General features: G+C 72.3%; 20 protein-coding genes and 2 pseudogenes. 15 read left to right on the forward strand and 7 right to left on the reverse strand.

Annotated elements, in window-relative coordinates:
* The first annotated feature begins 43 nt into the window (after nt 1-43).
* From ACI780_RS15315 to nrfD, 5 genes and pseudogenes are all read left to right on the forward strand, one after another.
* Nucleotides 44-307, forward strand: coding sequence for a hypothetical protein (locus ACI780_RS15315; protein ID WP_456869133.1), 264 nt, complete (start codon nt 44-46; stop codon nt 305-307).
* An 11-nt stretch (nt 308-318) separates the two neighbouring features.
* Nucleotides 319-717, forward strand: a complete 399-nt coding sequence (locus tag ACI780_RS15320; RefSeq protein WP_457003926.1) for an MmcQ/YjbR family DNA-binding protein — start codon at nt 319-321, stop codon at nt 715-717.
* A 120-nt stretch (nt 718-837) separates the two neighbouring features.
* Nucleotides 838-4,128 (forward strand): annotated as a pseudogene (gene fdh, locus ACI780_RS15325) (formate dehydrogenase).
* 10 nt (nt 4,129-4,138) lie between these two features.
* Nucleotides 4,139-5,206 (forward strand): 4Fe-4S dicluster domain-containing protein, encoded by a 1,068-nt coding sequence (locus ACI780_RS15330; RefSeq protein WP_457003928.1) that lies wholly within the window; start codon nt 4,139-4,141, stop codon nt 5,204-5,206.
* Nucleotides 5,203-6,249 carry an NrfD/PsrC family molybdoenzyme membrane anchor subunit gene (gene nrfD / locus ACI780_RS15335; RefSeq protein ID WP_457003929.1) on the forward strand — a complete coding sequence of 349 codons (1,047 nt, stop codon included), beginning with the start codon at nt 5,203-5,205 and terminating at the stop codon, nt 6,247-6,249. Before ACI780_RS15330 ends, nrfD begins: the two co-directional genes overlap by 4 nt.
* Nucleotides 6,250-6,286: 37 nt before the next feature.
* Here nrfD and ACI780_RS15340 read toward each other — a convergent pair whose 3' ends face one another.
* Entirely contained in the window at nt 6,287-6,853 is a 567-nt protein-coding gene (locus tag ACI780_RS15340; RefSeq protein ID WP_457003931.1) for an IclR family transcriptional regulator domain-containing protein, read from the reverse strand.
* Between the two features lie 479 nt (nt 6,854-7,332).
* On the opposite strand from ACI780_RS15340, the gene ACI780_RS15345 reads away from it, so the two are divergent.
* The 4 genes and pseudogenes from ACI780_RS15345 (at nt 7,333) to ACI780_RS15360 (ending at nt 11,458) form a co-directional block, all read left to right on the forward strand.
* Nucleotides 7,333-8,016, forward strand: a complete 684-nt coding sequence (locus ACI780_RS15345; RefSeq protein ID WP_456869128.1) for a glycoside hydrolase family 16 protein — start codon at nt 7,333-7,335, stop codon at nt 8,014-8,016.
* 153 nt (nt 8,017-8,169) lie between these two features.
* Entirely contained in the window at nt 8,170-9,915 is a 1,746-nt protein-coding gene (locus ACI780_RS15350) for a glycosyltransferase (RefSeq protein ID WP_457003934.1), read from the forward strand.
* 485 nt (nt 9,916-10,400) lie between these two features.
* Nucleotides 10,401-10,496 (forward strand): annotated as a pseudogene (locus ACI780_RS15355) (acetyltransferase); the annotation flags it as partial.
* 17 nt (nt 10,497-10,513) lie between these two features.
* Complete coding sequence (locus ACI780_RS15360; protein WP_456869126.1) at nt 10,514-11,458, forward strand: glycosyltransferase family 2 protein; 945 nt, start codon at nt 10,514-10,516, stop codon at nt 11,456-11,458.
* Nucleotides 11,459-11,476: 18 nt separating this feature from the next.
* Here ACI780_RS15360 and ACI780_RS15365 read toward each other — a convergent pair whose 3' ends face one another.
* Together ACI780_RS15365 and ACI780_RS15370 are read right to left on the reverse strand one after the other, a co-directional pair.
* Complete coding sequence (locus ACI780_RS15365) at nt 11,477-12,796, reverse strand: glycosyltransferase (protein ID WP_456869125.1); 1,320 nt, start codon at nt 12,794-12,796, stop codon at nt 11,477-11,479.
* Between the two features lie 41 nt (nt 12,797-12,837).
* Nucleotides 12,838-15,093 (reverse strand): hypothetical protein, encoded by a 2,256-nt coding sequence (locus ACI780_RS15370; RefSeq protein WP_457003936.1) that lies wholly within the window; start codon nt 15,091-15,093, stop codon nt 12,838-12,840.
* Nucleotides 15,094-15,405: 312 nt separating this feature from the next.
* Between ACI780_RS15370 and ACI780_RS15375 the strand changes: the two genes are divergently transcribed.
* Complete coding sequence (locus ACI780_RS15375; protein WP_456869123.1) at nt 15,406-16,254, forward strand: beta-1,6-N-acetylglucosaminyltransferase; 849 nt, start codon at nt 15,406-15,408, stop codon at nt 16,252-16,254.
* A gap of 98 nt (nt 16,255-16,352) precedes the next feature.
* Nucleotides 16,353-17,918, forward strand: a complete 1,566-nt coding sequence (locus ACI780_RS15380; protein WP_457003938.1) for a lipopolysaccharide biosynthesis protein — start codon at nt 16,353-16,355, stop codon at nt 17,916-17,918.
* A 274-nt stretch (nt 17,919-18,192) separates the two neighbouring features.
* On the opposite strand, the gene ACI780_RS15385 is transcribed toward ACI780_RS15380, so the two are convergent.
* The 3 genes from ACI780_RS15385 to ACI780_RS15395 form a co-directional block, all read right to left on the reverse strand.
* Complete coding sequence (locus ACI780_RS15385) at nt 18,193-19,149, reverse strand: glycosyltransferase family 2 protein (protein ID WP_457003940.1); 957 nt, start codon at nt 19,147-19,149, stop codon at nt 18,193-18,195.
* A 110-nt stretch (nt 19,150-19,259) separates the two neighbouring features.
* Nucleotides 19,260-19,820 (reverse strand): metal-dependent hydrolase, encoded by a 561-nt coding sequence (locus tag ACI780_RS15390; protein ID WP_456869120.1) that lies wholly within the window; start codon nt 19,818-19,820, stop codon nt 19,260-19,262.
* Between the two features lie 24 nt (nt 19,821-19,844).
* The gene (locus tag ACI780_RS15395) at nt 19,845-20,702 is read right to left on the reverse strand and encodes a glycosyltransferase family 2 protein (RefSeq protein ID WP_457003943.1); all 858 of its coding nucleotides are present in this window, start codon (nt 20,700-20,702) and stop codon (nt 19,845-19,847) included.
* 477 nt (nt 20,703-21,179) lie between these two features.
* Between ACI780_RS15395 and ACI780_RS15400 the strand changes: the two genes are divergently transcribed.
* Nucleotides 21,180-22,013, forward strand: coding sequence for a glycosyltransferase family 2 protein (locus tag ACI780_RS15400; protein WP_457003945.1), 834 nt, complete (start codon nt 21,180-21,182; stop codon nt 22,011-22,013).
* An 11-nt stretch (nt 22,014-22,024) separates the two neighbouring features.
* On the opposite strand, the gene ACI780_RS15405 is transcribed toward ACI780_RS15400, so the two are convergent.
* Nucleotides 22,025-22,849 carry an SDR family oxidoreductase gene (locus tag ACI780_RS15405; protein ID WP_457003947.1) on the reverse strand — a complete coding sequence of 275 codons (825 nt, stop codon included), beginning with the start codon at nt 22,847-22,849 and terminating at the stop codon, nt 22,025-22,027.
* Nucleotides 22,850-23,192: 343 nt separating this feature from the next.
* On the opposite strand from ACI780_RS15405, the gene ACI780_RS15410 reads away from it, so the two are divergent.
* The 3 genes from ACI780_RS15410 (at nt 23,193) to ACI780_RS15420 (ending at nt 25,044) form a co-directional block, all read left to right on the forward strand.
* On the forward strand, nt 23,193-23,441 hold the full coding sequence (locus tag ACI780_RS15410) for a hypothetical protein (RefSeq protein ID WP_457003949.1): 249 nt from the start codon (nt 23,193-23,195) through the stop codon (nt 23,439-23,441).
* Nucleotides 23,442-23,517: 76 nt separating this feature from the next.
* Nucleotides 23,518-24,186, forward strand: a complete 669-nt coding sequence (locus ACI780_RS15415) for a TVP38/TMEM64 family protein (RefSeq protein WP_457003951.1) — start codon at nt 23,518-23,520, stop codon at nt 24,184-24,186.
* 54 nt (nt 24,187-24,240) lie between these two features.
* Nucleotides 24,241-25,044, forward strand: a complete 804-nt coding sequence (locus ACI780_RS15420) for an SGNH/GDSL hydrolase family protein (RefSeq protein ID WP_457003953.1) — start codon at nt 24,241-24,243, stop codon at nt 25,042-25,044.
* Nucleotides 25,045-25,065 lie beyond the last annotated feature (21 nt).

The raw sequence follows: 25,065 nt of genomic DNA on the forward strand, positions 1-25,065 counted from the left end.
GTTCCGGGTGCGGCCGGGACGGATGCGTTCCACCATGATCGCCATGACCTCAGCGGGGCACGTCCCGGGGTTGCCACGGACCGCGGACACGTCCGCTGAGCTGCGGCGCATGGCGCTGCACCTGGAGACCGCCGCGGTGCTGGAGCTGCGCGCCCAGCGCACCGCCGACCCGCGGCAGGTGGCCGTGCTGCGCCGTCGCGCCGAGCAGCGCCGCCAGGAGGCCGCCCGGCTGCGCGAGCGGCTGGCGGCGTGCGGCAGGGCGCTCCCGCCGCGTGACGCCCGGCCGCCGGCACCCACCGCACCCTGAGGTCGGCGCCCGTGGCCACCTGGGCGGACGTGCGGCGGCTGGCCCTCGCGCTGCCCGCCACCACCGAGGGCACCGCGTGGGGGTCGCCCGCGTGGCGGGTGCGCGACCGGCTGTTCGTCTGGGAGCGGTCGCTGCGCCGGGCCGACCTCGAGCACCTCGGCGACGCCGCACCCGCGGGCCCGGTGCTCGGTGCCGCGGTCGCCGACGAGGGCGTCAAAAGGGCGCTGGTCGCCGACGACCCCGCCGTCTACCTGACCACGCCGCACTTCGACGGGTACGCCGCCGTCCTCGTCCGGCTCGACGCGATCGACGTCGGCGAGCTCGCCGAGCTGGTCACCGAGGCCTGGCTGGTGAAGGCGCCGCGCCGGCTGGCGCGCGAGCACCTGGCCGGCGGGCACCCCGACCCCTGAGCCCCGACCTCTCCCTGCGCACTCCCGCGCAAGTGCACGGCACCGACCGGACGGTGCCGTCCGGCACCGGCCGGTCCGTAGAACAGGCCGGATCGGGCCCACGGTGGCACAGTGCACACCGTGAAGACCTGGCTCGACGCCTGGCCGGTGTTCCGGCAGCTGACCGGCCCCGATCCCCTCGGGCGGGGCGTGTCCGCGCGCAGCAGGGCGACGGAGAACGTGGTGAGCCGCACGGCCACCGCCGACCGCGTCGTGCAGAGCGTCTGCCCGTACTGCGCCGTGGGATGCGGGCAGCGGATCTTCGTGAAGGACGAGCGGATCGTCCAGATCGAGGGTGACCCGGACTCGCCGATCAGCCGCGGCCGGCTCTGCCCCAAGGGCAGCGCCAGCAAGTCGCTGGTCACGAGCCCGACCCGGGTCACCAAGGTCCGTTACCGCCGTCCGTACGGCACCGAGTGGGAGGACCTCGACCTCGACACGGCGATGCACATGATCGCCGACCGCGTCCTGGAGGCCCGGCGCAGGGGCTGGCAGGACGAGAAGGACGGCAGGCGCGTCAACCGCACCATGGGGATAGCGAGCCTCGGAGGGGCGACCCTCGACAACGAGGAGAACTACCTCATGAAGAAGCTGTACAGCGCCCTGGGCGCGATCCAGATCGAGAACCAGGCGCGCATATAGCACTCCGCCACGGTGCCCGGTCTGGGTGCCTCGTTCGGTCGTGGCGGTGCCACGAACTCCCAGGAAGACCTCGCGAACTCCGACTGCATCGTCATCGAGGGTTCCAACATGGCCGAGTGCCACCCGGTGGGCTTCCAGTGGGTGGCGGAGGCCAAGGCGCGCGGCGCCAAGGTGATCCACGTCGACCCGCGGTTCACCCGGACCAGCGCGATCGCCGACCTGCACGTCCCGCTGCGCATCGGCACCGACATCGCCTTCCTCGGCGGCCTGGTCAACCACGTCCTGCAGAACGACCTCTACTTCAGGGAGTACGTGGTCGCCTACACCAACGCCGCGGCGCTGGTGAGCGAGGACTTCCTCGACACCGAGGACCTCGGTGGCCTGTTCTCCGGCTTCGACCCGGAGAACAACACCTACGACGAGTCCAGCTGGGCCTACGAGCCGGAGGAGCCCCCGCACTCCGGCTCCGACGACCCGGCCGCGGCCGCCGCGCAGGACGAGCTCGAGGACCACCCGCAGATCAGGAAGACCGACAAGGCCCAGGCGGCCGGCAGCGGCGGCCCGCCGATCGCGGCCAAGCCGCGGCGCGACGAGACGCTGCAGCACCCGCGCACGGTCTTCCAGGTCCTCAAGCGGCACTTCGCCCGCTACACCCCGGAGGTCGTGGCCGACGTCTGCGGCATCGAGCCGGAGGTGTTCCTGCAGGTCGCCCGGTGGGTGACCGAGAACAGCAACCGCGAGCGGACGACGGCGTGGGTCTACTCGGTGGGCTGGACGCAGCACAGCGTCGGCGCGCAGTACATCCGCACCTGCTCGATCCTGCAGACGCTGCTGGGCAACATCGGCCGTCCCGGCGGCGGCATCCTGGCGCTGCGCGGGCACGCCAGCATCCAGGGGTCCACCGACGTCCCGACGCTGTACAACCTGCTGCCGGGCTACCTGCCGATGCCGCACGCGATGCAGCACGGGTCGCTCGACGACTACTGCGCCGACGCGGCCGGCAAGGGCGGGTTCTGGGGCAACAAGCGGGCCTACACCGTCAGCCTGCTCAAGGCGTGGTGGGGTGACGCCGCGACGCCGGAGAACGACTTCTGCTTCGACCACATCCCCAAGATCGACGCCGACCACAGCTCCTACCGGACGATCAAGGACATGATCGAGGGGAAGGTCTCCGGCTACTTCCTGGTCGGCGAGAACCCAACGGTCGGGCACCCCAACGGCCGGATGAACCGGTTCGGCCTGGCCAACCTCGACTGGCTGGTCGTGCGCGACCTGCAGCTGATCGAGTCGGCGACCTTCTGGCACGAGTCCCCGGAGATCGAGACGGGGGAGCTGGCACCCGAGACGATCGCCACCGAGGTCTTCTTCATCCCCGCGGCGTCGCACGCGGAGAAGGAGGGCACCTTCACCCAGACCCAGCGGCTGCTGCAGTGGCGGCACAAGGCGGTCGACCCGCCGGGCGACGCCACCAGCGACCTGTGGTTCTACTTCCACCTCGGCCGGATCCTGCGGGAGCGGCTGGCGGACTCCACCGACCCGCGCGACCGCCCGCTGCTCGACCTCACCTGGGACTACCCGACGCACGGCCCCGACGCCGAGCCCAGCGCCGAGGCGGTGCTGCGGGAGATCAACGGCGTCGGCCCCGACGGGCGTGCCGTGTCCGGGTACCTGGACCTGAAGGACGACGGCTCGACGACGTGCGGCTGCTGGATCTACTCCGGCGTCTACGCCGACGAGGTCAACCAGTCCGCCCGCCGCAGGCCCGGGCGCGAGCAGGGGCAGGTCGCCTCCGAGTGGGGCTGGGCCTGGCCGTACAACCGTCGGGTCCTCTACAACCGCGCGTCGGCCGATCCCGACGGCAAGCCGTGGAGCGAGCGCAAGAAGTACGTCTGGTGGGACGAGGAGGCCGGCCGCTGGACCGGCGTCGACACCCCGGACTTCGAGGCCACCAAGCGGCCGGACTACGTGCCCCCCGAGGGGGCCCGGGCGCAGGACGCGATCGGCGGCGCCGACCCGTTCATCATGCAGGGGGACGGCAAGGCCTGGCTGTACGCGCCCGCGGGTGTGGTCGACGGGCCGCTGCCGACGCACTACGAGCCGGCGGAGTCCGTCGTCGAGAACGTCCTGTACAAGCAGCAGGCGAACCCGACGATCGAGCACATCGAGGGGCCGTGGAACCGGGAGAACCCCTCCCTCAGTCCGGTCTTCCCCTTCCAGGTGACCACCTACCGGCTCACCGAGCACCACACCGCCGGCGGGATGAGCCGCACGCTGCCCTACCTGTCCGAGCTCCAGCCGGAGTTCTTCGTCGAGGTGAGCCCGGAGCTCGCCGCGCTGCGCGGGCTGGTCAACGGGGAGTACGCCACGCTGGTCAGCACCCGGACGGCGATCGAGGCCAAGGTGCTGGTCACCGAGCGGATGCGGCCGATCCGGCTGGCCACCGGCCAGGTCGTGCACCAGATCGGGATGCCCTACCACTGGTCCTACAGCGGCATCTCGACCGGCGACTCGGCCAACGACCTGCTCGGCATCGTGCTCGACCCGAACACCCACATCCAGGAGGACAAGGTCAGCACCGCCGACATCGTCCCGGGGCGGCGCCCGCGCGGCCCCGAGCTGATCGAGTTCGTGGAGGGCTACCGGCGCCGCGCGGGCGTGGCGTCCGGGCGGGTCGGGGTCAACGGCCGCGACCCGGTCGCCGCCGAGGCCGGCGAGGGATCCCAGCTGTGAGGAGGCCGGCATGACCACGATCAGCTCGGCGAGTGCGGCCTTCACCGGGCGCGACCCGGAGAACCGCCTCTACGGGCCGGTGCCGGACGTGACCGGCCAGGCCGGCTACGACGGCGACCACCCGGCGCGGGTGGGCTTCTTCACCGACACCTCGGTGTGCATCGGCTGCAAGGCCTGCGAGGTGGCGTGCAAGGAGTGGAACACCCTGCCGATGGACGACTCGCACGGGGTGCGCGACGTCATCGGGCTGTCCGGGATGTCCTACGACAACACCGGGCAGCTCGGGGCCAACTCCTGGCGGCACGTGGCGTTCGTCGAGCAGTCCCGCACCGTCGACCTGCCGATGCCCACGTTCGGCCGCCCGGGGGACGACCGGCGGGGCAGCGGTCCCTCGGTCGCCGAGGGGCAGAACGACGAGAGCCTGGCGCGGGCGCAGCAGTCGAGCGTGCTCAACGCCGAGGCGCTCTCGGAGTTCGACCCGCAGACCGGGCAGAGCGGCACCGACAGGCAGATCCGGTGGCTGATGAGCTCCGACGTCTGCAAGCACTGCACGCACGCCGGCTGCCTGGACGTCTGCCCGACCGGGGCGCTGTTCCGCACCGAGTTCGGCACCGTCGTCGTGCAGGGCGACATCTGCAACGGCTGCGGCTACTGCGTCATCGGGTGCCCGTACGGGGTCATCCAGACCCGCGAGGGCGACGGCCGGGCCTTCAAGTGCACGATGTGCTACGACCGGCTCACCGACGGGCTGCAGCCGGCCTGTGCGACCGCGTGCCCGACCCAGTCGATCCAGTTCGGCAACCTCGACGAGCTGCAGGCCCGCGCCGACGCCCGGCTGGAGACGCTGAAGGCGCAGGGCGTCGAGACCGCCCGGCTCTACGGCAGGGACGAGGACGACGGTGTCGGCGGCAACGGCGCGTTCTTCCTGCTGCTCGACGAGCCGGAGGTCTACGGCCTGCCGCCGGACCCGGTGGTCACGACCCGCGACCTGCCGGCGATGTGGCGCGCGGCGGCGGCCGGCGCGGCGATGATCGCCGGCGTCGTGCTCTCGTCCTTCGTCGGACGGCGTCCCCGGTGACGGAGGGGCTGGCGACACCCGGTGCGGGCTGGCGGCGGGCCGACGGCCCGACGGCGGAGGCCCGCGGCAAGCGGCGGCGCAGGGGCGGGCGGCGCGGCGGCGGCGGCGAGGTCCCGATGGTGGAGGACGCCACCTTCACCTCCTACTACGGCCGCCCGATCATCAAGCAGCCGGTGTGGAAGTCACCCGACGTCCCGCTGTACCTGTTCCTCGGCGGGATGGCGGGGTCGTCGTCGATCCTGGCGGCGGTGGCCGACGTGACCGGCCGGCCGGTGCTGACCCGGGTGGGCCGGTACACCGCCGGCGGCGGGGCGCTGGCCTCGGTGGTCTTCCTCATCCACGACCTGGGGCGGCCCGAGCGGTTCCTGCACATGCTGCGGGTGCTCAAGCCGACGTCGCCGCTGTCGGTGGGCTCCTACATCCTCGCGCCGTTCAGCGGTGCGGCGGCCGCGACGGCGGCGGTGGAGCTGCTGGGCTGGTTCCCGCGGCTCAAGCGCTTCGGCGGCGTGGTGTCGGCACTGTTCGGCGGCCCGCTGGCCACCTACACCGGTGTGCTGCTGGCCAACACCGCGGTGCCCGCGTGGCACGCTCCGCACCGGCAGCTGCCGTTCGTCTTCGGCGGCTCGGCGATGGCGGCCGGCGGCGGCGTGACGATGGTCTTCACGCCGGTGGCCGAGGCAGCGCCGTCCCGGCGGACCGCGGTGGCCGGCGCGGCGATCGAGCTCGCCGTGATGCACCGGGTGGAGAGCGACCACGGGATCGAGAGCAAGCCGTACCACGTCGGGCGGGCCGGGACGCTGCTGCGGGCGGCGAAGGCGTGCACGGCGGCGGGGGCGGGGCTCACCGTGCTCGCCGGGCGCTCGCGGCCCGGCGCGGTGGTGTCGGGGCTGCTGCTGGCCGCCGGCTCGCTGCTCACCCGCTTCGGCGTCTTCGAGGCCGGCCTGGCCAGCGCGAGGGACCCGAAGTACACCGTCGTCCCGCAGCGCGAGCGGATGGCGGCCCGGGCGGCTCAGAACGGGCACGCCTCCACCGTCTCCCGCTGACGAGGTGCCCGTGTAGCGCTGTCGGCACCTCTGGGCCTCACACGGGGGAGGGCAGGGCGTCCGCGTCGGCCGGGACGTGGGCCGCGATGCGGCCCAGGTCGGTGGCGATCGAGGCGAGGTCGAGGTCCTCGAGGTAGACCGATGGGGCGATCAGCGACAGGGCGGCGGTGACCTCGCCGTGCCGGTCGCGGACGGGCACGGCGATCGAGGTGACCTCGCCCCGGACGCCGCCGGCGACGACGTCGCGACCGGCCTCGCGGACCCGTGCCAGCCGGAGGGCGAGCAGGGCCCGGTTGCGCACCGCGTGCGGGGCTCGCTGCAGACCGGTCAGCCGGCGTTCGAGCACGCCGGGCTCCAGCCAGGCGAGGAGGACGTGCAGCGGCGCCTCGGTCCCCGGCAGGAGGAGCGTGCAGTCGAACTGCGGGACGACGAGCGGCTGCGGGGGCGGATCGTGTCGCAGCCGGCACTGCAGCGTGTCGCCGGACCACGCGAACAGGATCACCGTCCCGCCGGTGGCCGCGGCGAGCAGCCGCAGCTCCTCGCCGACGTCGTCGGCCGGCGGTTCGGCCACGCGGTTGTCCTCGAACTGCACGCTGCCGCTCACGTCGGCCCCCGTTCCCCGTGTACGCGTGAGCAGCGACGCTATGCACGTCGCCACCAGGCCGCAACGGGTGCCCGACCGGTGACGACGGGTCGGCTGAGCGTCGCTACCCGTCCGCATCCACAGGACCGCAGGTCGTGTGCCCGCTGTGAGAGAGCAGCGTCCCCCGTTCGGGCGTAATGCCTCGCGAGACGCTCAGGCACTCCCTGCGAGCCGCCGACAGCCAGGACGTGCCATCGCTGGTTGGTGAACGGGTGAACGCGGTGAGAAGGTCCTCGGGTGGTCCTCGTCGACCCGTTCGGGGCTTGTTCGTGCTCGGCCTCGCGTCCCTCCTGTTGGGTCAGTGTCTTACGGTGACGTCCTCCGCTGCAGCGCCCTCCTCCTCGGGAACGGGGATCGGCCCCTTCCTGGCGCGGCCCCTGCCAGGTGCGCGATGGGCGCTCACCTTTGACGAAGAGTTTCAGTCAGGGGATGCGGCCGGGGTGCTCGCTGAGAAGCGCTGGCACTTCGGCTGGTACGGCGACGGGTACCTCACGCACCCGGTGAACAGCAGCGAGACCGCGCTGTACGACCGGAGCCTCCTAGCGGTCCATGACGGCGTCGCACGATTCTCCGTCCGTCCCAACACCGAGGGCCGGACCGACAGCGGTCGGACTGAACCGCAGCTGGGTGCCGTCATCAACACCGACCCGGGGCAGGCCCACGTCGGCTTCAGCATCGGCTACGGCTTCGTTGAGGCGCGGCTGCAGCAACCCGCCGGCAGTGCGGCTGAGGCGCTTTGGCCCGGCTTCTGGCTCAACGGATACGACTGGCCCGCCAACATGGAGATCGACGTCGTAGAAGGTGACGGCACTGACAGTGGATGCTCCTTCAACATCCACTACGGACCCGTCGGGACGGACGTCACCAACCTCAACGGCATCGATCGCACACGAACCGTCCCGGGCGCCACGAGCGGGATGCACGTCTATGGCGCGGACATCCGGCCCCACGGCGTCACCTTCTACTACGACGGCAGGCCCGTGTACACCTACTCCGGGCCGGTTCCGGATGCCGAGCGCTACCTCGTCATCGGTCTCAGCACCGGCGGGACCGTGACCCAGGAACGCACGATGCTGGTGGACTGGGTGCGCGCCTGGCGCCGTTCCGCGGATGGCTCCCGCTGACTCGACAGAGGGGATGCGGCCATCCCCTGGGGTGAACTCCCTGGTCAGTGCTGCATGCTTGTCGACACTGACCCAAGATGACGGAGTGCCACCCGCACCGGCCCTGATCCGTCTCGCACTGTCGGCTCCTGACGCGCCTCGTTGCGTGGATCCATGAACGACCTCCGCTTCACCATCGTCATCCCGACGCATGACCGTCGTGACGTGCTGCTGGAGAGCATGAAGGCGCTGTCGGCCACGCGGCGGCCGTGGCCCTGCGAGTTGGTCGTCGTCGACGACGGCTCGAGCGACGGCAGTCATCAGGCCGCCCGGAGCCTGTCGATGAGTCTCCCGACGACGGTCGTCCGGCAAGAGAATCGGGGGGCCGGTGCGGCGCGAAACCGCGGCGCAACCGTGGCGCGGGGTCGCTGGCTGCTGTTCCTCGACGATGACATGTCCGCCGCCGAGGACCTGCTCATCGCGCTCGATGCGGCACTCGGCGCCGGCGCCGACGCCGTCGTGGGACACATCCCCGTCCACGGTGACGTTTGTCGGACCCTCCTCGTGCGAGGACTCGAGCGCTGGGTCGAGAAGAGACATGCACGACTGGTGCGCTCCGGTGGTCGGTTGGGGCTGTCGGACATGCTCACCGGGCAACTGGCGGTCCGCAAGGACGTCTTCGACGCGTCCGGTGGCTTCGACGAGTCCTTCAACGAGGGCGGCACCTTCGGTGCGGAGGACACTGACTTCCTGTATCGACTCCTCGAGTCGGGAGCAGACGTTCGATACGCACCCGATGCCGTGTCCCATCAGCGCTACACCGTCTCCCCGGCCCAGTACCTCAGGCAGTGGCGGCAGGGCGGCCGGGCCGATGCGGCGTTGGTCCGCAAGCACCCAGATGTCCTTGCGCACATCGTCGCAGCTCATCGAGGTCACAGCCTCAGCGGACGGGCGCTGCGAGCGCTCGCCCGCCGGCAGTCCGGGCCCGCGGAGCACGCTGTGGCTCGGCGGCTCCTGAGACGGGTCGAGGCCGGTGCCGTCGACTGGCCGACACAGTGGGCCTTCACGAGGCTCCGGGACGCTCACTACTGGCGAGGTGCCGAGGAGGCCGGTGGCCTCCTGGACCCCGTGGGCCCGACGGTGCTGACCTACCACGCGGTCACCGATCTCCACGACGAGGTCATCGGGCGCTGGTGCGTGACGCCCGAGCGGTTCGAGCAACACGTGCGCGCCCTGGACGCCGCCGGCGTCCACTGGATCGGCGTCGATGACCTGCTTGCTCACCTCGACGGCCGGCCTGTGTTGCCCCGCTCCGTCCTGCTCACCTTCGACGACGCCTACGCCGGCCTCTGGGACACCGTCGTCCCGGTTCTCCGAGACGCCGGCATCCCGGCCTTGGTCCTCCCGGTGACCGGCTACGTCGGCGGGACGAACGAGTGGGACGTGGCTCGAGGCGCCTCCGCGCTTCCCCTGCTCTCCACCGACCAACTCCGGTCGATGGCTCGAACGGGCTGGGATGTCGGGGTGCACACCCGCACCCACCCGCACCTCGTCCGCGTGGGCCGCGCCAGCCTCGCGGACGAACTCGCCGGAGCGCTCGAGGACCTCCGGGCGACCGGCCTCTCCGTGGTCCCGGTGGTGGCCTACCCCTATGGCGAGCACGACGTCCGCGTGCGGGCGGCGGCCCGCCGTGCCGGCTACGTGATGGGGCTCGGGCTCGACGGCGCCTACGTGAGGCGCAGTAGGCGGCGGCTCGCCGTGCCCAGGTTGGAGGTGACCCGGGAGACGACCGCCGAGGAGCTCGTCAGGTGGGTACGCGGACCTCGGGGTCGGTCGTGGCAGTGGATCGAGCGGGAGGCGCGCTGGGCGGTGCGCACCGGCCTCGCCGCCTTCGGACGGGGACCCGGGGGGCGCTCGTGAGCGCCGGACCACCGTCTCGAGTTGCGGGACACGCCGCTGATCCCGTGAATCGGACGGATGACGTGCAGGTCGAACGGAACGGCGTCGGGACGATGACCTTCTGGCGGTGGGTCTTCCAGGACTGGCGGGTCAACCACAGGTACCCCGACTCCCAGATCATCCTCGTGTGCTTTCGCTTCGCTCAGTGGTCGTACCGGCACTGGGGCCGACCGGGGCTGGCGCTGAGCCTGGCTTACCGGCTCCTCACCTCGCTCTTCTTCGGGGTGGAGCTGCCCTACCAAGCCGAGGTCGGCCCACGGCTGCGCATCTTCCACCCGCACAGCATCGTGCTGAACCCCGGCGTCCGGCTCGGGGCCGACTGCCTCCTGAGGCAGAGCGTGACCATCGGGAACGCGGTGCGCCGGGACGGTAGCGAGAAGGGCGTCGCCAGTGCCGGTGACGGTGTCGAGTTCGGAGCCGGCTGTGTCGTCGTGGGGGACGTCCACGTCGGGGATGGGGCCCGCATCGGAGCCCTCACGGTCGTGCTGGAGGACGTCCCGCCCCGCGGCGTGGTGGTCGGGAACCCGGGACGACTCGTCCGCGTCGACGCCGCGGTGTCATGAGTTCACCGGTGAACGGAGCGGACGTCGGAGGCGGGGTCACCCGGGCACGCGGTGGTCGACCGGCCGTCAGTGTCCTGCTGCCGGTCCGAAACGGCGCTGACACCATCGCCCGGGCGGTGACCTCGACCCTGCGTGCACTCCCGGCGGAAGGCGTGGTGCTCGTCCACGACGACGGCAGCACGGACGCCACGCCGGCCGTCCTCGCCGGGATCGGGGACCCGCGCCTCCAGGTCGTGCGTAGCAACCCGGCTCGCGGGGTCGCTCGCGGCCTGAACCTATTGCTGGAGCGGGTGGCGACCCCCCTGGTCGCACGGATGGACGCCGACGACGTCTGCCTGCCCTGGCGCTTCCGAGCTCAGCTCGCCACGCTGCGCCGCGGTGCGGACGTGGTCTGGTCCACCGTCGTCGGCATCGGAGACGTGCCCGGCGGAGTGCGGCCCGCACCCCCGCTGCCGATCTCCGCAGCAGCGATGCCACTGCACATGCTGCTGTCCAACCCCGTGGCGCACTCGACGATGGTGGCGCGCACCTCGGTGCTCACCGCAGCCGGCGGCTACCGAGCGGTCGCGGCCGAGGACTACGAGCTGTGGCTCCGACTGTGCAGTCAGGGTGCCCGGTGTGTGCGGGTCGGACTCCCGACCCTGCTGTACCGCTTCCACGCCGGGCAGGTCACGGCCTCATCCGCCTGGACTGTCCGGGCGTGGTCGGACCCCGTGCTGCGGGACTCCTACTCGGCCTTGGCTCGATCGGTCCTCGGGCTCGAACCGACCTGGTTCGCCGACCTCCCTGCTGCGGCGGAGCGGGGGGCCGGTGCGCTCGACCGACTCCGCGTCCTCGCCGACGCGGTCGAGTGCCGGGCTGCCGTGCTTCCCCCGCTGCAACGCGTAGCCGTGCAGCGCAAGGTCGCCGTGCTCCGCAGGTCGGTTGCAGCCGGGGCCTGAGGCCCGACTCCCTGCTGTTTACCCGAGGACGGGTCCAGTCGTCTCCTGGGACCGTCTCCGGCGGGCGCGCAGGTACAACGCCGGACCGGAGGCCAGGCCGGTCAGCTCCCGGCGGAGGACCCCGTTCGGCCGACTGCTCCGGGCGCCCAGGCGCTCGTCGGTCCTTGACTTGATCGCCACCATGTGCACCAAGCTGTGGGGGATGCGCTGGAGGACGTCCCACCGCGTCTCTGGATCGACGATGCACTTGGTGGCGAAGGCCGACAGCCCCGTGCCGTAGCCGTACAGCTGGTCGAGCAGCGCTCGGGGGTCGGACCGGTGGTGGTGCCAGACGATGGCGGCGGGCTCGTAGGCGATGGCCCGTCCGGCCCGGAGCACCCGGACGAACGCGTCGAGGTCCTCACCGCCACGGGTCGGGCTCCCGGCACCCAGAGCTGGGTCGAAGCCGCCGAGTGCGATGAGGAACTCCCGATCGAAGGCGAAGTTGGCGCCCGTGCCGAACATGCCGGCCGCGTAGGGGTACAGCGCGTCGCCAGGGCGCGATCGGAGGTCGAACACCTCGCTGTCGCAGCGGGTGGACCACGTCGCTGCCCGGGCGTCGAAGTACTCCTCGGCCGGTCCGGTGATGCTCGCGGTGCAGACGAGACCGGTCACGCAGCCGACGTCGGGCCGTCGCTGGAAGCCCTTGACCAGTCCCTGCACCCAGTCGGCGTCGACTGCGACGTCGTCGTCGGTGTAGGCGATGCGTGCACCGCGTGCTGCAGCGAGGCCGGCGTTGCGAGCCCGGGAGAGGCCCGGCGCGGGTTCTCGAACGTAACGGAAGCGGTCGTCCTCCGCAGCGAGCGCCTCCACGAGGTCCCTCGTGCTCTCGTCCGACGGCGCGTTGTCGACGACGAGGATCTCGAGACGCGGATAGGTGAGCGCTGCCAATCGCTCGAGGCATGCGGCGAGGATGCTGCTGCGGTTGCGCGTGCACACGACCACGGAGACGAGCTCGTCGGCCACCACGCGGTCGGGACACGCCTCGGATGCCGGATCGGGCCGCTGCCCGTCGGGCCCGGAGGGCATCCCCTCTTCCGCGAGGTGCTGGTCGATCCGGTCGCCGTATCGCCTCCTGGCCGTCTCGACGAGGGAGGCGTCGTCGAGGACCCCCGAGGCCAGTGGCAGGGTCACGTACCCGAGGGGCACGCCGTGGAGCCGGACGAGGACCCGGGTCACCTGCTGCCCCGCTGGCTCGAGGACCGACCGCAGCCCGCCACCGTTGGAGAGCTCGAACTCACAGCACCACGTGCCGGCGCCGACGGCCTCGTCGGTCACCTCCTCGTCAGCGGAGTGCACCGACGTCCTCCTCTCGAGAGCAGCCTCGCGTCAGCACCTGTTCAGGACTCCCCGGACGGTGCTCGGTACTGGAAGACCCACACATCACCGGTCTGACGGACCAGGCGCCAGTCGGAACTTGCTGCCATGTCGGTGAGGAGACGCTCGTAGGCCCCGTCGGCAAAGGTCCGGTAGTAGGCGTCGTAGGCGCGCATGGCCGCGGTGAAGACGACATAGACCTCGTCGGGACGTCGGCTCCCGGCCACCGCGGCGACGTCGTCCTCGGTCACCGGAGTGGGCCGCTCGGTGAGGAACGGGTCCGACGGCAGTTCGTCCTGGAGGATCCTTTCCAGCGACGTCTCGTTCTCCTCGTCCTCACCGGTGTAGCGGGCGTAGTCGACCCAGGACCGACCTGGCCAGTCGAGGTTGACCGGGATGACCACGGAGTCCGGCTGCTCCTCCGCCAACCATCGTGAGGTGGCGACGTCCTCGGGCTTGATGAGATTGACCCACCACTGCCCGTAGGTGGACTGGCCCGTGACGGCCACGGTGACGGCGAGCCACAGCGTGCCGCCCACCAGTCCACCGGCCCGTGTCGTCACCGCGCGGGCCAGGGACGGACCCAGGACCGCCGCACTCGCGAGGGTGGAGTAGAGCGTCACCCGGAGAATGGCCTCGCCACCGTAGCTCTGACCTCCGAGCAACAGGAAGGGTGAGAACGCCATGATCGCGGGCACGGCGACGGTTCGCGTCCGCAGGGTCCTCCGCCACCCGAGTCGCCGGGCTCTCGCCAGGAGGACGACGAACGTCGATGACCACAGGAGCACGGCGCTGACCTTCGAGAACAGGCCACCGACGTCTCGTCCGAGGGCCTCGACGGGAGCGACATTGATGCTGGCGTTCCCGACCGGGTCGAACCCGCTGAAGAGCCCGTACTGTGCGATGGCGGCGTAGTGCGAGAGGACGTACGTCAGCACCAGTGCCGCCATGCCCGCCGGCACCCACCACGGGATGCGGCGGAAGACCGCCAGGGCGATGGCGAGAGCGAGCAACCAGACCGGGGTGAGTTGGTGCGTCACCACGACGCCGGCGTAGATCACCAGGGCCATCAGACTCATCGTGCGGTCGCGTCGGGCCTGTGCCAGGGCGACGAGCAGGCCACCGGAGAGGACGATCGCGACGGCCTGCGGTGAGAAGTAGTCCTGACCGACCCAGTTGAAGACGACCACCAGGGCCCCTGCCGCTGCGCAGCCGACCGTCCGCGCGCCAAAGGCGCGGGCGAGCGCGGCGGTGGAGAGTGCCAGGAGAACGTGGACGAGTGGTGTGGTCCAGCGCGCGATCGCGATGGTGGAGACCCCGCTGGCCTCGCCCAGGTAGGCCGTGGCGGCGAACATGCCAGGCCAGTTCATGTAGATGTCGCTGCCTTCCAGGACCTGCTGGTACTCCTGCAGCGCGCTGACCACGCCGATGTGCTTGTAGCTCCAGGCGGCGATCGGCACGGTGTTCACGACGGATGCTGTCGACCGGAAGACCAGAATCAGGACCCCGACCGTCGCCACGACCAGGCCGGAGCGACGTAGGCGCAGGGCGAGGACGAGGGCCACCCCTGCCAGCACGAGGGCCACGGCCAGAGTTCGGGGTCCCGCGACGAGGAGGCCGAGCACGGACGGCTCGGCGTCGTCGACGCGGACGAGGGCGATGATCCAGGCACCTAGGGATCCGCAGAGCGCCAGGACGACCACCACGGCGCCCCGGTCGCTGCGTGGTCGTGGCCTGCGTGCCGACGAGCGGGTGGGGCTGTCGGACCGTAGGGCGAGGAAGCCGGCCAGGCCGGTGACGACAGCGACGACGGCGGTGGCGGTCCGGGGGAACCAGAGGCCGGTCCAGGCCCCGAGCGAGCCCACGGCGATGAGGGCGCAGAGCCCGAGGACGGGGACCAAGGCGACCTTGGTGAGTGGCACGGCGCGGACCCGTCGGAGGACAACCGCTCCCGGCGCCATCAGCCAGAAGGCCGTCAGGACCGTTGCCCTGACGGCTGCGGCCGTGTTGCTGCCGAGCGGAGGCAGGCCGATCAGGACGACGAGGGCCGCCAGTGAGGTCGCCGCGGCCCAACCGGCCAGACGCCGGTCGATGACGCGCTCCTGCTGAGGGACCGGAGGATGGTGGCGTCCGGCCGTCCCGACACGGTTGCGGGGGGTGTCGACAAGCAGCGCCACGTCGAGCCCGGTCGCGGTTCCGTCGACTCGTCCGTGGCGGGACGTACCGGTCCTGCGGGGACGCCACTGCGAGGACAACCGCATGACCAGGCATTCCACCACGGCGTCAGGCGATCGGCTCGCGTTCGGCCGGACCTCACCCGGGCGAGGGTCCGACCGAACGCTCGCCCGACGCCTACGGGTGACCTCCCGTTTGAGGTGGTCGTGACGACACAGCAGACTGCGGGGATTGCGGGGATTGCGGGGACTGCGGTCGGTGGAGGACGGGTCTCGGAGCTCACGGAGACGACTCGCTCGAGAGGAGGGCACCGGAGGACGGGGCACGGCTCCCTGGTCGCTCCGAGCGGCATGGACAGAGATGCGTTGACCTGTGTCGTCCTGGCGTACCGCGACCCCGCTCACGTCCAGCGACTCGTGGCCGCGCTCGACCCGTTCCCCGTCCTGCTCCACTGTGATGCCCGCACACCCTCGACGGTCTTCCGGGAGATGACCGCCGATCTGCCAGGCCGGGTCACGGTCATGCCGCGCCACGAGACACCCTGGGGGCTCTGGGGGGCGGTGGAGGCCGAACTCGAGGGTTACCGGCTCGCCCTGCACGCCACGGACGCAGGCCACGTGGCGCTGCTCTCGGGGGCGGACTACCCCCTGGTGTCCAGCGGGGTCATCGCCGACGTCCTTAGGTCCATGGAGGGGCGCTCACTGACGTACGCGCGGCCGATGCCCGTACCCGAGTGGGGACGTGACGGCGGCCGTTGGAGGCTGCGGTTCCGGTTCACTGCCTGGAATCGGCACATGGTGTGGGTCCCCGTGCCGCGCCGCATGCCGCAGGGGGTCGTGCCGGCGGGCGGATCCTCGCTCAAGCTGCTGGCCCGGTCACACGTCGCAGCGCTGCTGCGAGCCGTCGAGGAGCGTCCCGACCTCGTGCGACGGTGGCGTCACACGTGGACGCCCGACGAGACGTTCATCCCCTCTCTCCTGCACACGCCGGCCTTCGTCCCGCGCTGGACCGAGGAGCGCGTGCGAGGCAGTGCCTGGGTCATTCGCTGGGTCGGTAGACGACCGCAGAGCCCGCCATGGCTGACCATGGACGACCTCGACGAACTCCGCCAGGAGCTCAGCCGTCCGTCCGACGGCGTCGTCAAGCTCTTCGCCCGCAAGTTCTCGACGGACCGCAGCACTCCGGTCCTGGAGGTAATCGACAGGGAGTTCCGCTCCTCCGGGTTGGTCCCGGCGGGATGGCCGATGACCTCGTCCCCCCAGTGACGGGCGGGGGCTCCATGTACGAGGTCCCGATGGGGGAGGTGGGTGAGGCTCCTCCCGGGAGCACCTCCCGTTCCAACGGTCACCACCCGAGGGTTCCCGTGTCTCCGCTCGCCGAGGAGGCACTCGGTCTCGAGCGGGTGACCGCGGCCGGCGCGCCGGTGCCCACCGGCGAGGTGCCGGCCGTGGGCGCAGGGGATGACGCGGACGATCCCATGGCCGGCCTGTTCGGTCGTGGCCTCCTGTACGTCGTCATCGCGGCGCTGCCCTTCGTCAGCGCCACGGTCGTCTCGCCGATCCTGGCCTACCAGCTCGGCCCCGCGAGCTTCGGGCTCATGGCCTCGGCGATCGCTCTGCACCAGCTGCTGACGGTCCTCGCGATGGTCGGGCTCGACCAGGCCGTGGTCCTGCAACGGGCAGAGGACGAGAACGACAGGGCTGCGCGTGGGCTGCTGGCGTGCGGCATCGTGCTCGCGGTCCTCGTGACGGCGCTCGTGGGCGTCACCAGCCCGTTCTGGAGCAGCGCTCTGGGCTTCCAGGGCGCCGACGGGCTCGTCGCCGCCACGGTCCTGTGGACGGCGCCGGCCGTGACCGTCCAGCTGGTGGTCGCGCTCCTCATGGGGGGAGACCGCCTCAGGGCGTTTGCTGTCGTCTCCTCGTTGTCGACCGTGGGGAGTCAGCTCGTCGGGCTCCTCCTGCTCTTCACGTTGAGCAACGACGTCCAGACCTACGCCTGGGGCGGCGTCCTGGGGCAGGCGGCTGCCATGGTCGTCGGCCTCGTCCTGGTCTGGCCGAGCTGGCGGGGACTGTTCGACCTCCAGGTCTTCCGCCGTGCCCTGGCGCTGGGGTTCCCGCTCATGCTGAGCGGGATCTCCTCGTTCGTCCTCAACGCAGGTGACCGCCTGGTGGTGCAACGCGTGCTCGGGCCCGCGGAAGCCGGCCGGTACCAGATCGCCTACACCGTGGGGTTCATCGCCGTGACGGTCCTGCTGATCACCGGGCAGGCGTGGGCTGCGCGGATCGCGTCGATCAGGGACGACCGCGAGCGCTGGGCCGTCATCGGCCGGTCCCGTGACGAGCTGTACGGGGCCTTCGCGCCGATGGTCCTGGGCGTCATGCTGGCCGCGCCCCTCCTGCTCCGGCTCCTGGCCCCTCCCAGCTTCCAACCAGCCTCGCTCCTCGGTGTGGTGCTGCTGGTGCTGCTGTCGGGGATCCCCGTCATCGCTGCCATGGCGAGCAGCCGGGCTCTCATCACTGCCCGCCGCACACGACCCGTCGCCCTCGCCGCCGGTGTCGCCGCAGTGGTCAACGTCGTCCTGAACCTCGTTCTCGTCCCGCCTCTGGGACTGACCGGGGCAGCGGTGGCGACACTGATCGCCTTCTCCCTGCAGGCGCTCGTCCAGTGGTTCATGCTGCCGAGTGGACTCACCTGGCCCCGCCCTGAATCCCGCCGGGTCCGCCTGCTACTCGTCGTCGTCACGGTGGCCTGGCTGTCCACCTTGGTCCCTCAGGACGTCGTCTGGATCACGGCCCGCACCCTGCTCGCGGCCGCCTGTCTTCCTTGGCTGGTTGCCACGCTGCGGCGCGCCCGCTCCGGGACCGCGGCATCGGAGCCGGCCCGCAGAGGCCGTCACGGGCGTCGTCGCGGCGGCCGTCACCGCGCGTGACTCGTCGGCGCCCTAACTTCTCGGCTACCTTTGATCACACGGGGTGACGTGGAGGCGCCGGCGACGTCCGGCAGGCAGCGAGCGGTGGGGACGGCCATGGACCTCGGGGTGGTGCGCAGGCTGCTCGACGTCTGCACCTGCGGACACCGGAGGGAGCTGCACCAGCACTACCGCCGCGGTACCGACTGTGCAGCGCCCGCCTGCGCCTGCCGGCGCTACCGGCGGGCGGTCCTGCACAGGCAGGTCCCGCACCCCCGGCCGTCCGGCGACGAACTCAGGTGACCGGGCCGCGCCGGGACAGCCGCCGGCGGGCGAGCAGGTAGCTCACCGCCGTCAGTGCGGTCCCCTCGACGATCGACCACGCGCGAGCGAGGCCGGACGGGTCCCCGGTCACTGCGTCCCGCAGACCACGGCCGACCCCGGCGGGCAGCGTGCGTCGCACGTAGGTGCGCTCGCTGGCGAGAGCGGCGTCGGCGCCGGCCAGCGTGCTCACCAGCGCCTTCGACCGCCCCTCGGCGGCGCAGCGGCGGCGGAAGTAGCGCCGGGTCACCCGGTCCGGCGTGACGACGTGGTCGACCACGGCCCCGGGCTCGAGCAGGATGTGCCCACCCGGGTGACGCTCCGTGGCCCGGATGGAGAGCTCGGTCTCCTCGCAGCCCGCGGCGTCGGCGCCCAGCCGGCCGATGTCGGTCTCGAACCCGCCGATCCCGGCCAGCACCTCGCGCCGGAAGCTCATGTTCGCCCCGATGGGGTTGCGCACGGGCGCCGTGGTCCGGGGAAGGCCCCGGTAGCTGCACCCGACCACCCAGAGGAACTCCTCCGGGAACCAGTTCGGCCGCGGGGCACGCCAGGCCGGACGGACCCAGCCCCCGACGCCGAGCACGTTCCCCGCCTCGTAGGCGCGCAGCATGGCCTCCACCCACCGTGGGTCGGCGGCGGCGTCGTCGTCCAGGAAACCGACGATGTCACCGGTCGCCACGCGCACGCCGGTGTTCCGGGCGTCCGACAGGCCCTGCCTGCCCTCGTTGGGGACCACCCGCACGTCCAGGAAGGCGGCCGTCGCCTTCTCGAGCAGCTCGGGGTTGTGGTCGACGACCAGCACGATCTCGTCCGGCGGCCGGGTCTGGTCGCGCAGGCTCGCCACCGCGGCATCGATCTCGGCCCACCGGTCGAGCGTGTAGGCGCACACGAGCGCGGTGAAGGTGCGCGCCGGCAGGCTTGCCTGGTCCACGTCGGGGGTGGCTGGACTCATCGCACGGGTCTCCGGAGGTGTACGCGCGGACGGGAGGGGCTCGAGCCGGTCCAGCGTGGCCCACGCCGGGCGATGCCGCAGGTCCGGGCTCAGGCCGGGGGCACCGCGGGGATCGGTGCTGGGCGCCTGCGCGCAGTCGCGAGCAGGCCCAGCCCGAGGAGGGCGGTGGCGTAGGCCGGGTAGGGGAGCCGCACCGCCGCCTCGCTCGCCGGCCACAGCAGCGCTGCACCAGGACCGGTGGCCACGTCGCGCAGCAGGTGCAGCACCAGGCCGGCCGCCACGCCGAGCAGCCACCACGCTCGCAGCGCCCCGGCGAGGACGGTGCTGACGGCCACGACGAGCAGGGAGTGCGTCGGCGGCCGACCCCCGTCCACCGCGAAGGCGCCGTCGGTCAGGTAGAGCGGGACGTGGTCGAGGTCGATGGCCACCGCCGCGACCAGCGCCGCCCACCACGCGGCGCGCGGCGTGTGCCGGGGGGCGAGTGCGGCCAGTCCGAGCCAGGCGGTGGCGAGGTGCGCGGGCTCGTCGAGCAGCCCGACCACGGGGACCGGCCACGGCCGGGCGAACTGCACCGCGTCGAGGAGCAGCACCCCGAGCAGGAGGGTGGCCGGCGCCCACCGGGACCACCGGTCCCGCTGCGCGCCGCCCACCCTTCGACCGTAGGCCGCCTGGGGTCAGGCGGTGCGGGCGAGGACCGGCTCCTGCGACGCCCGGGGCGCCGGGACGATCGTGACGACGTCGATCGGAGCCGCGGCCGGCGCGACGCGGGGCATGGCCACCCGACGGCCCTTGCCGTTGACCCGCTCGACCGCGAGCGCCCGCAGCACGCGGAGCCCGTCACGCCAGGTGTTGAGGTTGCTCTCGCCGTGGATGCGCTCGTGCTCGAAGCTCGGCACCTCGGTGATGCGCAGCCCGGCCTTGGCGATCCGCGTGTTGATCAGGGTCTCGATCTCGAAGCCGTCGCCCCACAGCTTGGTGTCCGCGCCGGGGCCGCTGGCGTCGAGTTCGAGTGCCGGCAGGCAGTGCGCCCAGAAGGCGTTGTAGCCGTAGCAGAGGTCGCTGTAGCGCGTGCCGAAGAGCGTGTTGGCGATCCGGTTGAGCCAGCCGTTGCCCCAGGCCCGCGTGCGGGTAATGTCGCTGCTGCCACCACCGGCGGCGAACCGGGTGCCCTTGGCGAAGTCGGCGCCGTCGACCAGCGCGGCGACGTAGGCCGGGATCTCCCCCGGGTCCGCGGAGCCGTCGGCGTCCAGCATGACGACGACGTCACCGGTCACGGCGGCGAAACCGCAGGCCATGGCGTTGCCCTTGCCCTTACGGTTCTGCCGCACGATGCGGACGTCGGGACGCAGCGACCGGGCGACCTCAATGGTGCCGTCGGAGCTGCGGCCGTCGACCACGATGACCTCGTGCAGGTCCTCGGGCAGCAGACCGAAGACGTGCGGGAGGTTCTTCGCCTCGTTGTAGGTGGGGATGACGACGCTCACGCGGGGAGCAGCGCTGCGGAGCAGGGCCTTGCTGTGTGCACGCGACATGGGGCAGTCCTCTGCGGTGTGCCGGGTCGGTTTCGCCACTGCTCGCCACCGGGCTTCAGGCGACCAGTGCGCCCGGTGGGTCAACGCTCCCGAGATTGACGGTGATCGACGAGGCCGCCACGCGACGGCTCCCTTGCCGTCCGGGGCTTGTTCGGGCCTGTGTCACCGGCCCCCCGTCACCGCGCGTCGTCGTCCCGCGGTGTGGTCATCAGGATGGGGGACGGACTCGTCCGTGTCCATAGGTTGAGCGCAACATATTGAGCCTTGAAGAGTGGCTTACCTCACGCGAGAAACAGTGACGCTGTGTAGTCGCCTAGACGGGGCACGCACCGGGTTCGTGCGTTTCACCACCCGACAGTGGGTACGGGCCGACCACGCAGTTGATCAGCCGGACGGGGGCGGTGCTCTGTGTTCAGTCGACGTGTGCGGTATGGGACCCCACCGCGGGGGTCGCGACCTCAGTCACCGAGAGTAACGGTGGTGGTACCGACGTACAACGAAGCGGCGAACCTCCCGGAGGTGTTCGCCGCTCTTCCCGACGACATCTGGGAGCTGATGATCGTCGACGGGTGGTCCACGGACGGGACGGTCGAGACGGCGCGTGAACTGCGCCCCGATGCGCGCGTCATCACTCAGACGCGCAAGGGCAAGGGCAACGCGCTGGCGTGCGGCTTCAACAACGCGCGCGGCGACGTCGTCGTCATGATCGACGCCGACGGCTCCACCGACCCGCGGGAGATCCCCTCCTACGTGCAGGTCCTGCTCGACGGAGCGGACTACGCCAAGGGGAGCCGCTTCGCCCAAGGTGGGACCAGCCACGACATCACGCCGGTCCGCAAACTCGGCAACGTCTTCCTCAACACGGTAGTCAACGTCCTCTACCGCACCCGCTACAGCGACCTCTGCTACGGCTACAACGCCTTCTGGCGCGACGTGCTGCCGGTGCTGGGCCTCGATTGTGGTGAGGAGGCGCTGGACATGCGGTGGGGTGACGGCTTCGAGATCGAGACGATCCTCAACGTGCGCGCCGCCAAGGCGGGGCTGCGGATCGTCGAGGTCCCCAGCGTGGAGCAGCCCCGCATGCACGGCGAGAGCAAGCTCAACGCCGTCCGGGACGGGCTGCGCATCCTCCGCGTGATCCTGACGGAGCTGCGCCACCGGCCGCCCTTCGCGGCCAGCCCGGCCGACGCTCCCGGCGAGCCGACGGACCGGTGGCGGCCGAGTGCCGTCGAGGACGCCCACACCACCGAGGTCCCGGTCGGCCAGGCGCCGCCCCAGCGGGACGACACGGAGGAGGAGGGCGCCGCCTGAGCGGCGTGGGGTCAGCCTGCCGCGAGGTGCTCGGCGACGGTGCGCAGCGGGCGGCCGAGCAGTGCGGTGAGCACTCGCGGGCTGCCGGTGAACCCGTGGGCGCGGTACTCGGCGAACATCGCCCGCAGGCAGCGCCGGGCGTAGCTGCCGTCGTCGTCCGGGAGGCCGGCGTCGACGGCGGTCACGTCGCGCCCGAGGTGGGTGGTGAGCAGCGCGGCGACGTCGGGGGCGGTGAGTTCCCGCGGGCCGGCCGCCTCGAACGTGCCGCTGTCGAGGCCGTCCTCGGTGAGCAGCACGGCGGCGGCCTCGGCGACGTCGCGCAGGTCGACGAAGGACTGCGCCGCCTGCAGGCCCCACGGGCTGGGCAGCTGTCCGGTGTCCGCGGCGGCGGGGACGGCGGCGTCGAGGTTGTCGGCGTAGGCGCACGGCTGCAGCACCCGCCAGCGGGCACCGGTGCCGGCAACGACGGCGTCGAGCGCCTCCTCGACGCGGTCCTTGGCGGCGTGGTGCGGCATCGAGCGCGCCTGCGGGCGCAGCACGGAGTGGTAGACCAGCCGGCCGACCCCGGCGCGGGCCGCGGCGCGCAGCACGGCCGGCGCGCCGGTCGCCTCCCGCGGGTCGAAGTTCGGCCAGACGAGGTACAGCGCATCGGCACCGGCCAGCGCGGGGGAGAGGTCGCCGGTGAGGTCGGCGACGACGACCTCCGCGCCCAGCGCGTCGAGCTTCGGGCGGGGACGCGCGGTGGCGACGACGGCGCGCACCCGCTCGCCACGCGCCCGCAGCGCGCCCACGACCGCGGTGCCGGTGGGGCCACCTGCAGCGGTCACGACGATCACCGGCTCGACTCTAAGTCGGACGTCCTCGTCCGGGGACGGTGCGTGACTAGAACCCGCGTCCTGGGTACCGGTCGATCACCACGGGGGCCGGGCCGGCGGCTGGGGGAGATGTGCCGTGGTGGGGATGGGCGCTCCTGGCGTGGGTCTCCCTCGCCCTGGTGCTCGGCGTGGTCCTCGGCCGGATGATCCGGACAGCGGAGCGCATGGAGTCTCGCGACCGGTGGCGCCAGCAGGACTCACCCCACGACCGCCAGGCCTCGTGAAGAGGTTGGCACCGATGCGGGTCACCTGGTGGGGGTGGTCGTGTGGGGCGTCCGGCGATGACGCGGCTACCGTCCTGCGGGTGATCCGCTGGACCTGTGCCCTGGTCGTGAGCTCGGTGCTGTCCGGCTTCGCCTTCCTGCTCCTGACCGGCGAGTACGTGAACGAGGGCCCCGTCCTGGTGCCGGTCGTGCCGGATCACGGGCTGCACGTGGGGGACGTGTTCATCCTCGCCGGGTGGGCGGTGGCCCTGGCGTTGCTGCTCGTCCTGACGCGGACGCACCGGCGACCGGAGCGCGACGCGAGCCTGCAGCGCGGTGGGGCCTGCTGAGTCCGTCGTCCACAGCCCGGGGGGGCTCGGCGGTGTGCCCTGCGGCCTCGTGGTGACGGTGGGCGACCATGGTCGGGTGCGGGGGACGTGGGTGCGGGCCGGCGCGCTGGCCGCCGTCCTGATCGTCGGGACGGTCGTGGCGCTGACCTCCGACCTGCCGGAGGTGGCCACGGTGCGGGACTGGACCGACCGCGCCGGCGTTCCCGGGCTGGTCCTGCTCGCGGTGGGGGTGGGCCTGGCGCTGGTCGGGCCGGTGCCGCGGACGGCGCTGTCGGTGCTGCTCGGCGTCGTCCTGGGGTTCTGGGTCGGCCTCACGGTCGCCCTGGCCGGGGGGATGGTCGGTGCGCTGGCCGCCTTCGCGCTGTCCCGGGCGCTCGGTCGCCAGGCCGTGACCCGACTGGTCGGCCCTCGGCTGGCCACCGTCGACCGGGTGCTGGCCGACCGGGGGTTCGCGGCGGTCCTGGCCGGCCGGCTGCTGCCGGTGGTGCCGTTCAGCGTGCTGAGTCACGCGGCGGGGTTGAGCGCGGTGCCGCTCGCGCCCTACGTCGCCGCAACGGCGCTGGGCCTGCTGCCGAGCACGGTGCTGCAGGTGGGGGTGGGGGCTTCGGTGCCCCAACTGACGCAGTGGGCCGCGCGGGCCCGGTCACCCGAGGTCGCAGCCGCGTCGGTGGTCGTGGTGGCCGTCCTCGGGGTCGTGGTCGTGTCGCGGCGCCGAGGACGGCGCCAGGCGACAACGAAACAGTAGCGATACGTCCTGGCGTCATCACGCAACGCACACGGGTTGTCTACCCTCGTGCGCATGCGGGGACTGGACCTGGAACGCCCACCGCGGTGGGGGATCGTCGCTCTCCTCGCACTCGTGCTGGTCAACGCGGCCGTCTTCGCCGGGATGGCGCTGCGCCCCGCGGCCGAGGACCCCTACGGGCCCACGCGTCTGGCCGCCGCATCCGCCCCGACCCCGGCTCCGGCGGCCGGTGCCCCTGCTCCGGTGGACGCGGCGACCTCGCCGGAGCCCGCGTCGACACCCGTCCTCGCCGTCTACGGCGACGGGTACGCCGCCGGGAACCCGTCGGGCGGCCTCGGGCCGGCGGGCTGGCCGGCCCAGGTGGCCGCGTCCGTCGGGGCCGAGCTGTCGCTGCACGCAGTCGCGCGGGCCGGGTACGCCGCACTGGGGGTGACCGGTGAGGACCTGCCGGCGGTGGTGCGCGCGAACCCGGTTCGGGACGCGGCGGTGACCGTCCTCTTCGGCAGCCGCAACGACGGCGACGAGTCCGCCCCCGCGGTGGAGGCCAACGCCTCGGCTGCCATCGCGGCGGTGCGCCAGCAGGCACCCGACACGGTGCTGCTCGTGGTGGGGCCGGTCTGGAGCGACGGGGACGTCCCGGCCGGGGTGGTGGCCGCGCGCGACGCCGTCCGGTCCGCCGCCGAGGCCGCCGGCGCGGAGTTCGTCGACCCCGTCGCGGAGGGTTGGTTCGCCGACGTCGCCGGGCTGATCGCGACGGACGGCGTCTCGCCCACCGACCAGGGGCACGCCTACCTCGCGGAGCGGATCGCTCCCGCGGTGGAGGCGGCACTCGCCGGGACCTCCGGCCCGACCGCCTGACGCCGGCGGCCGGCTACCGGT

The organism is Geodermatophilus sp. SYSU D00814 (genome assembly GCF_054050055.1).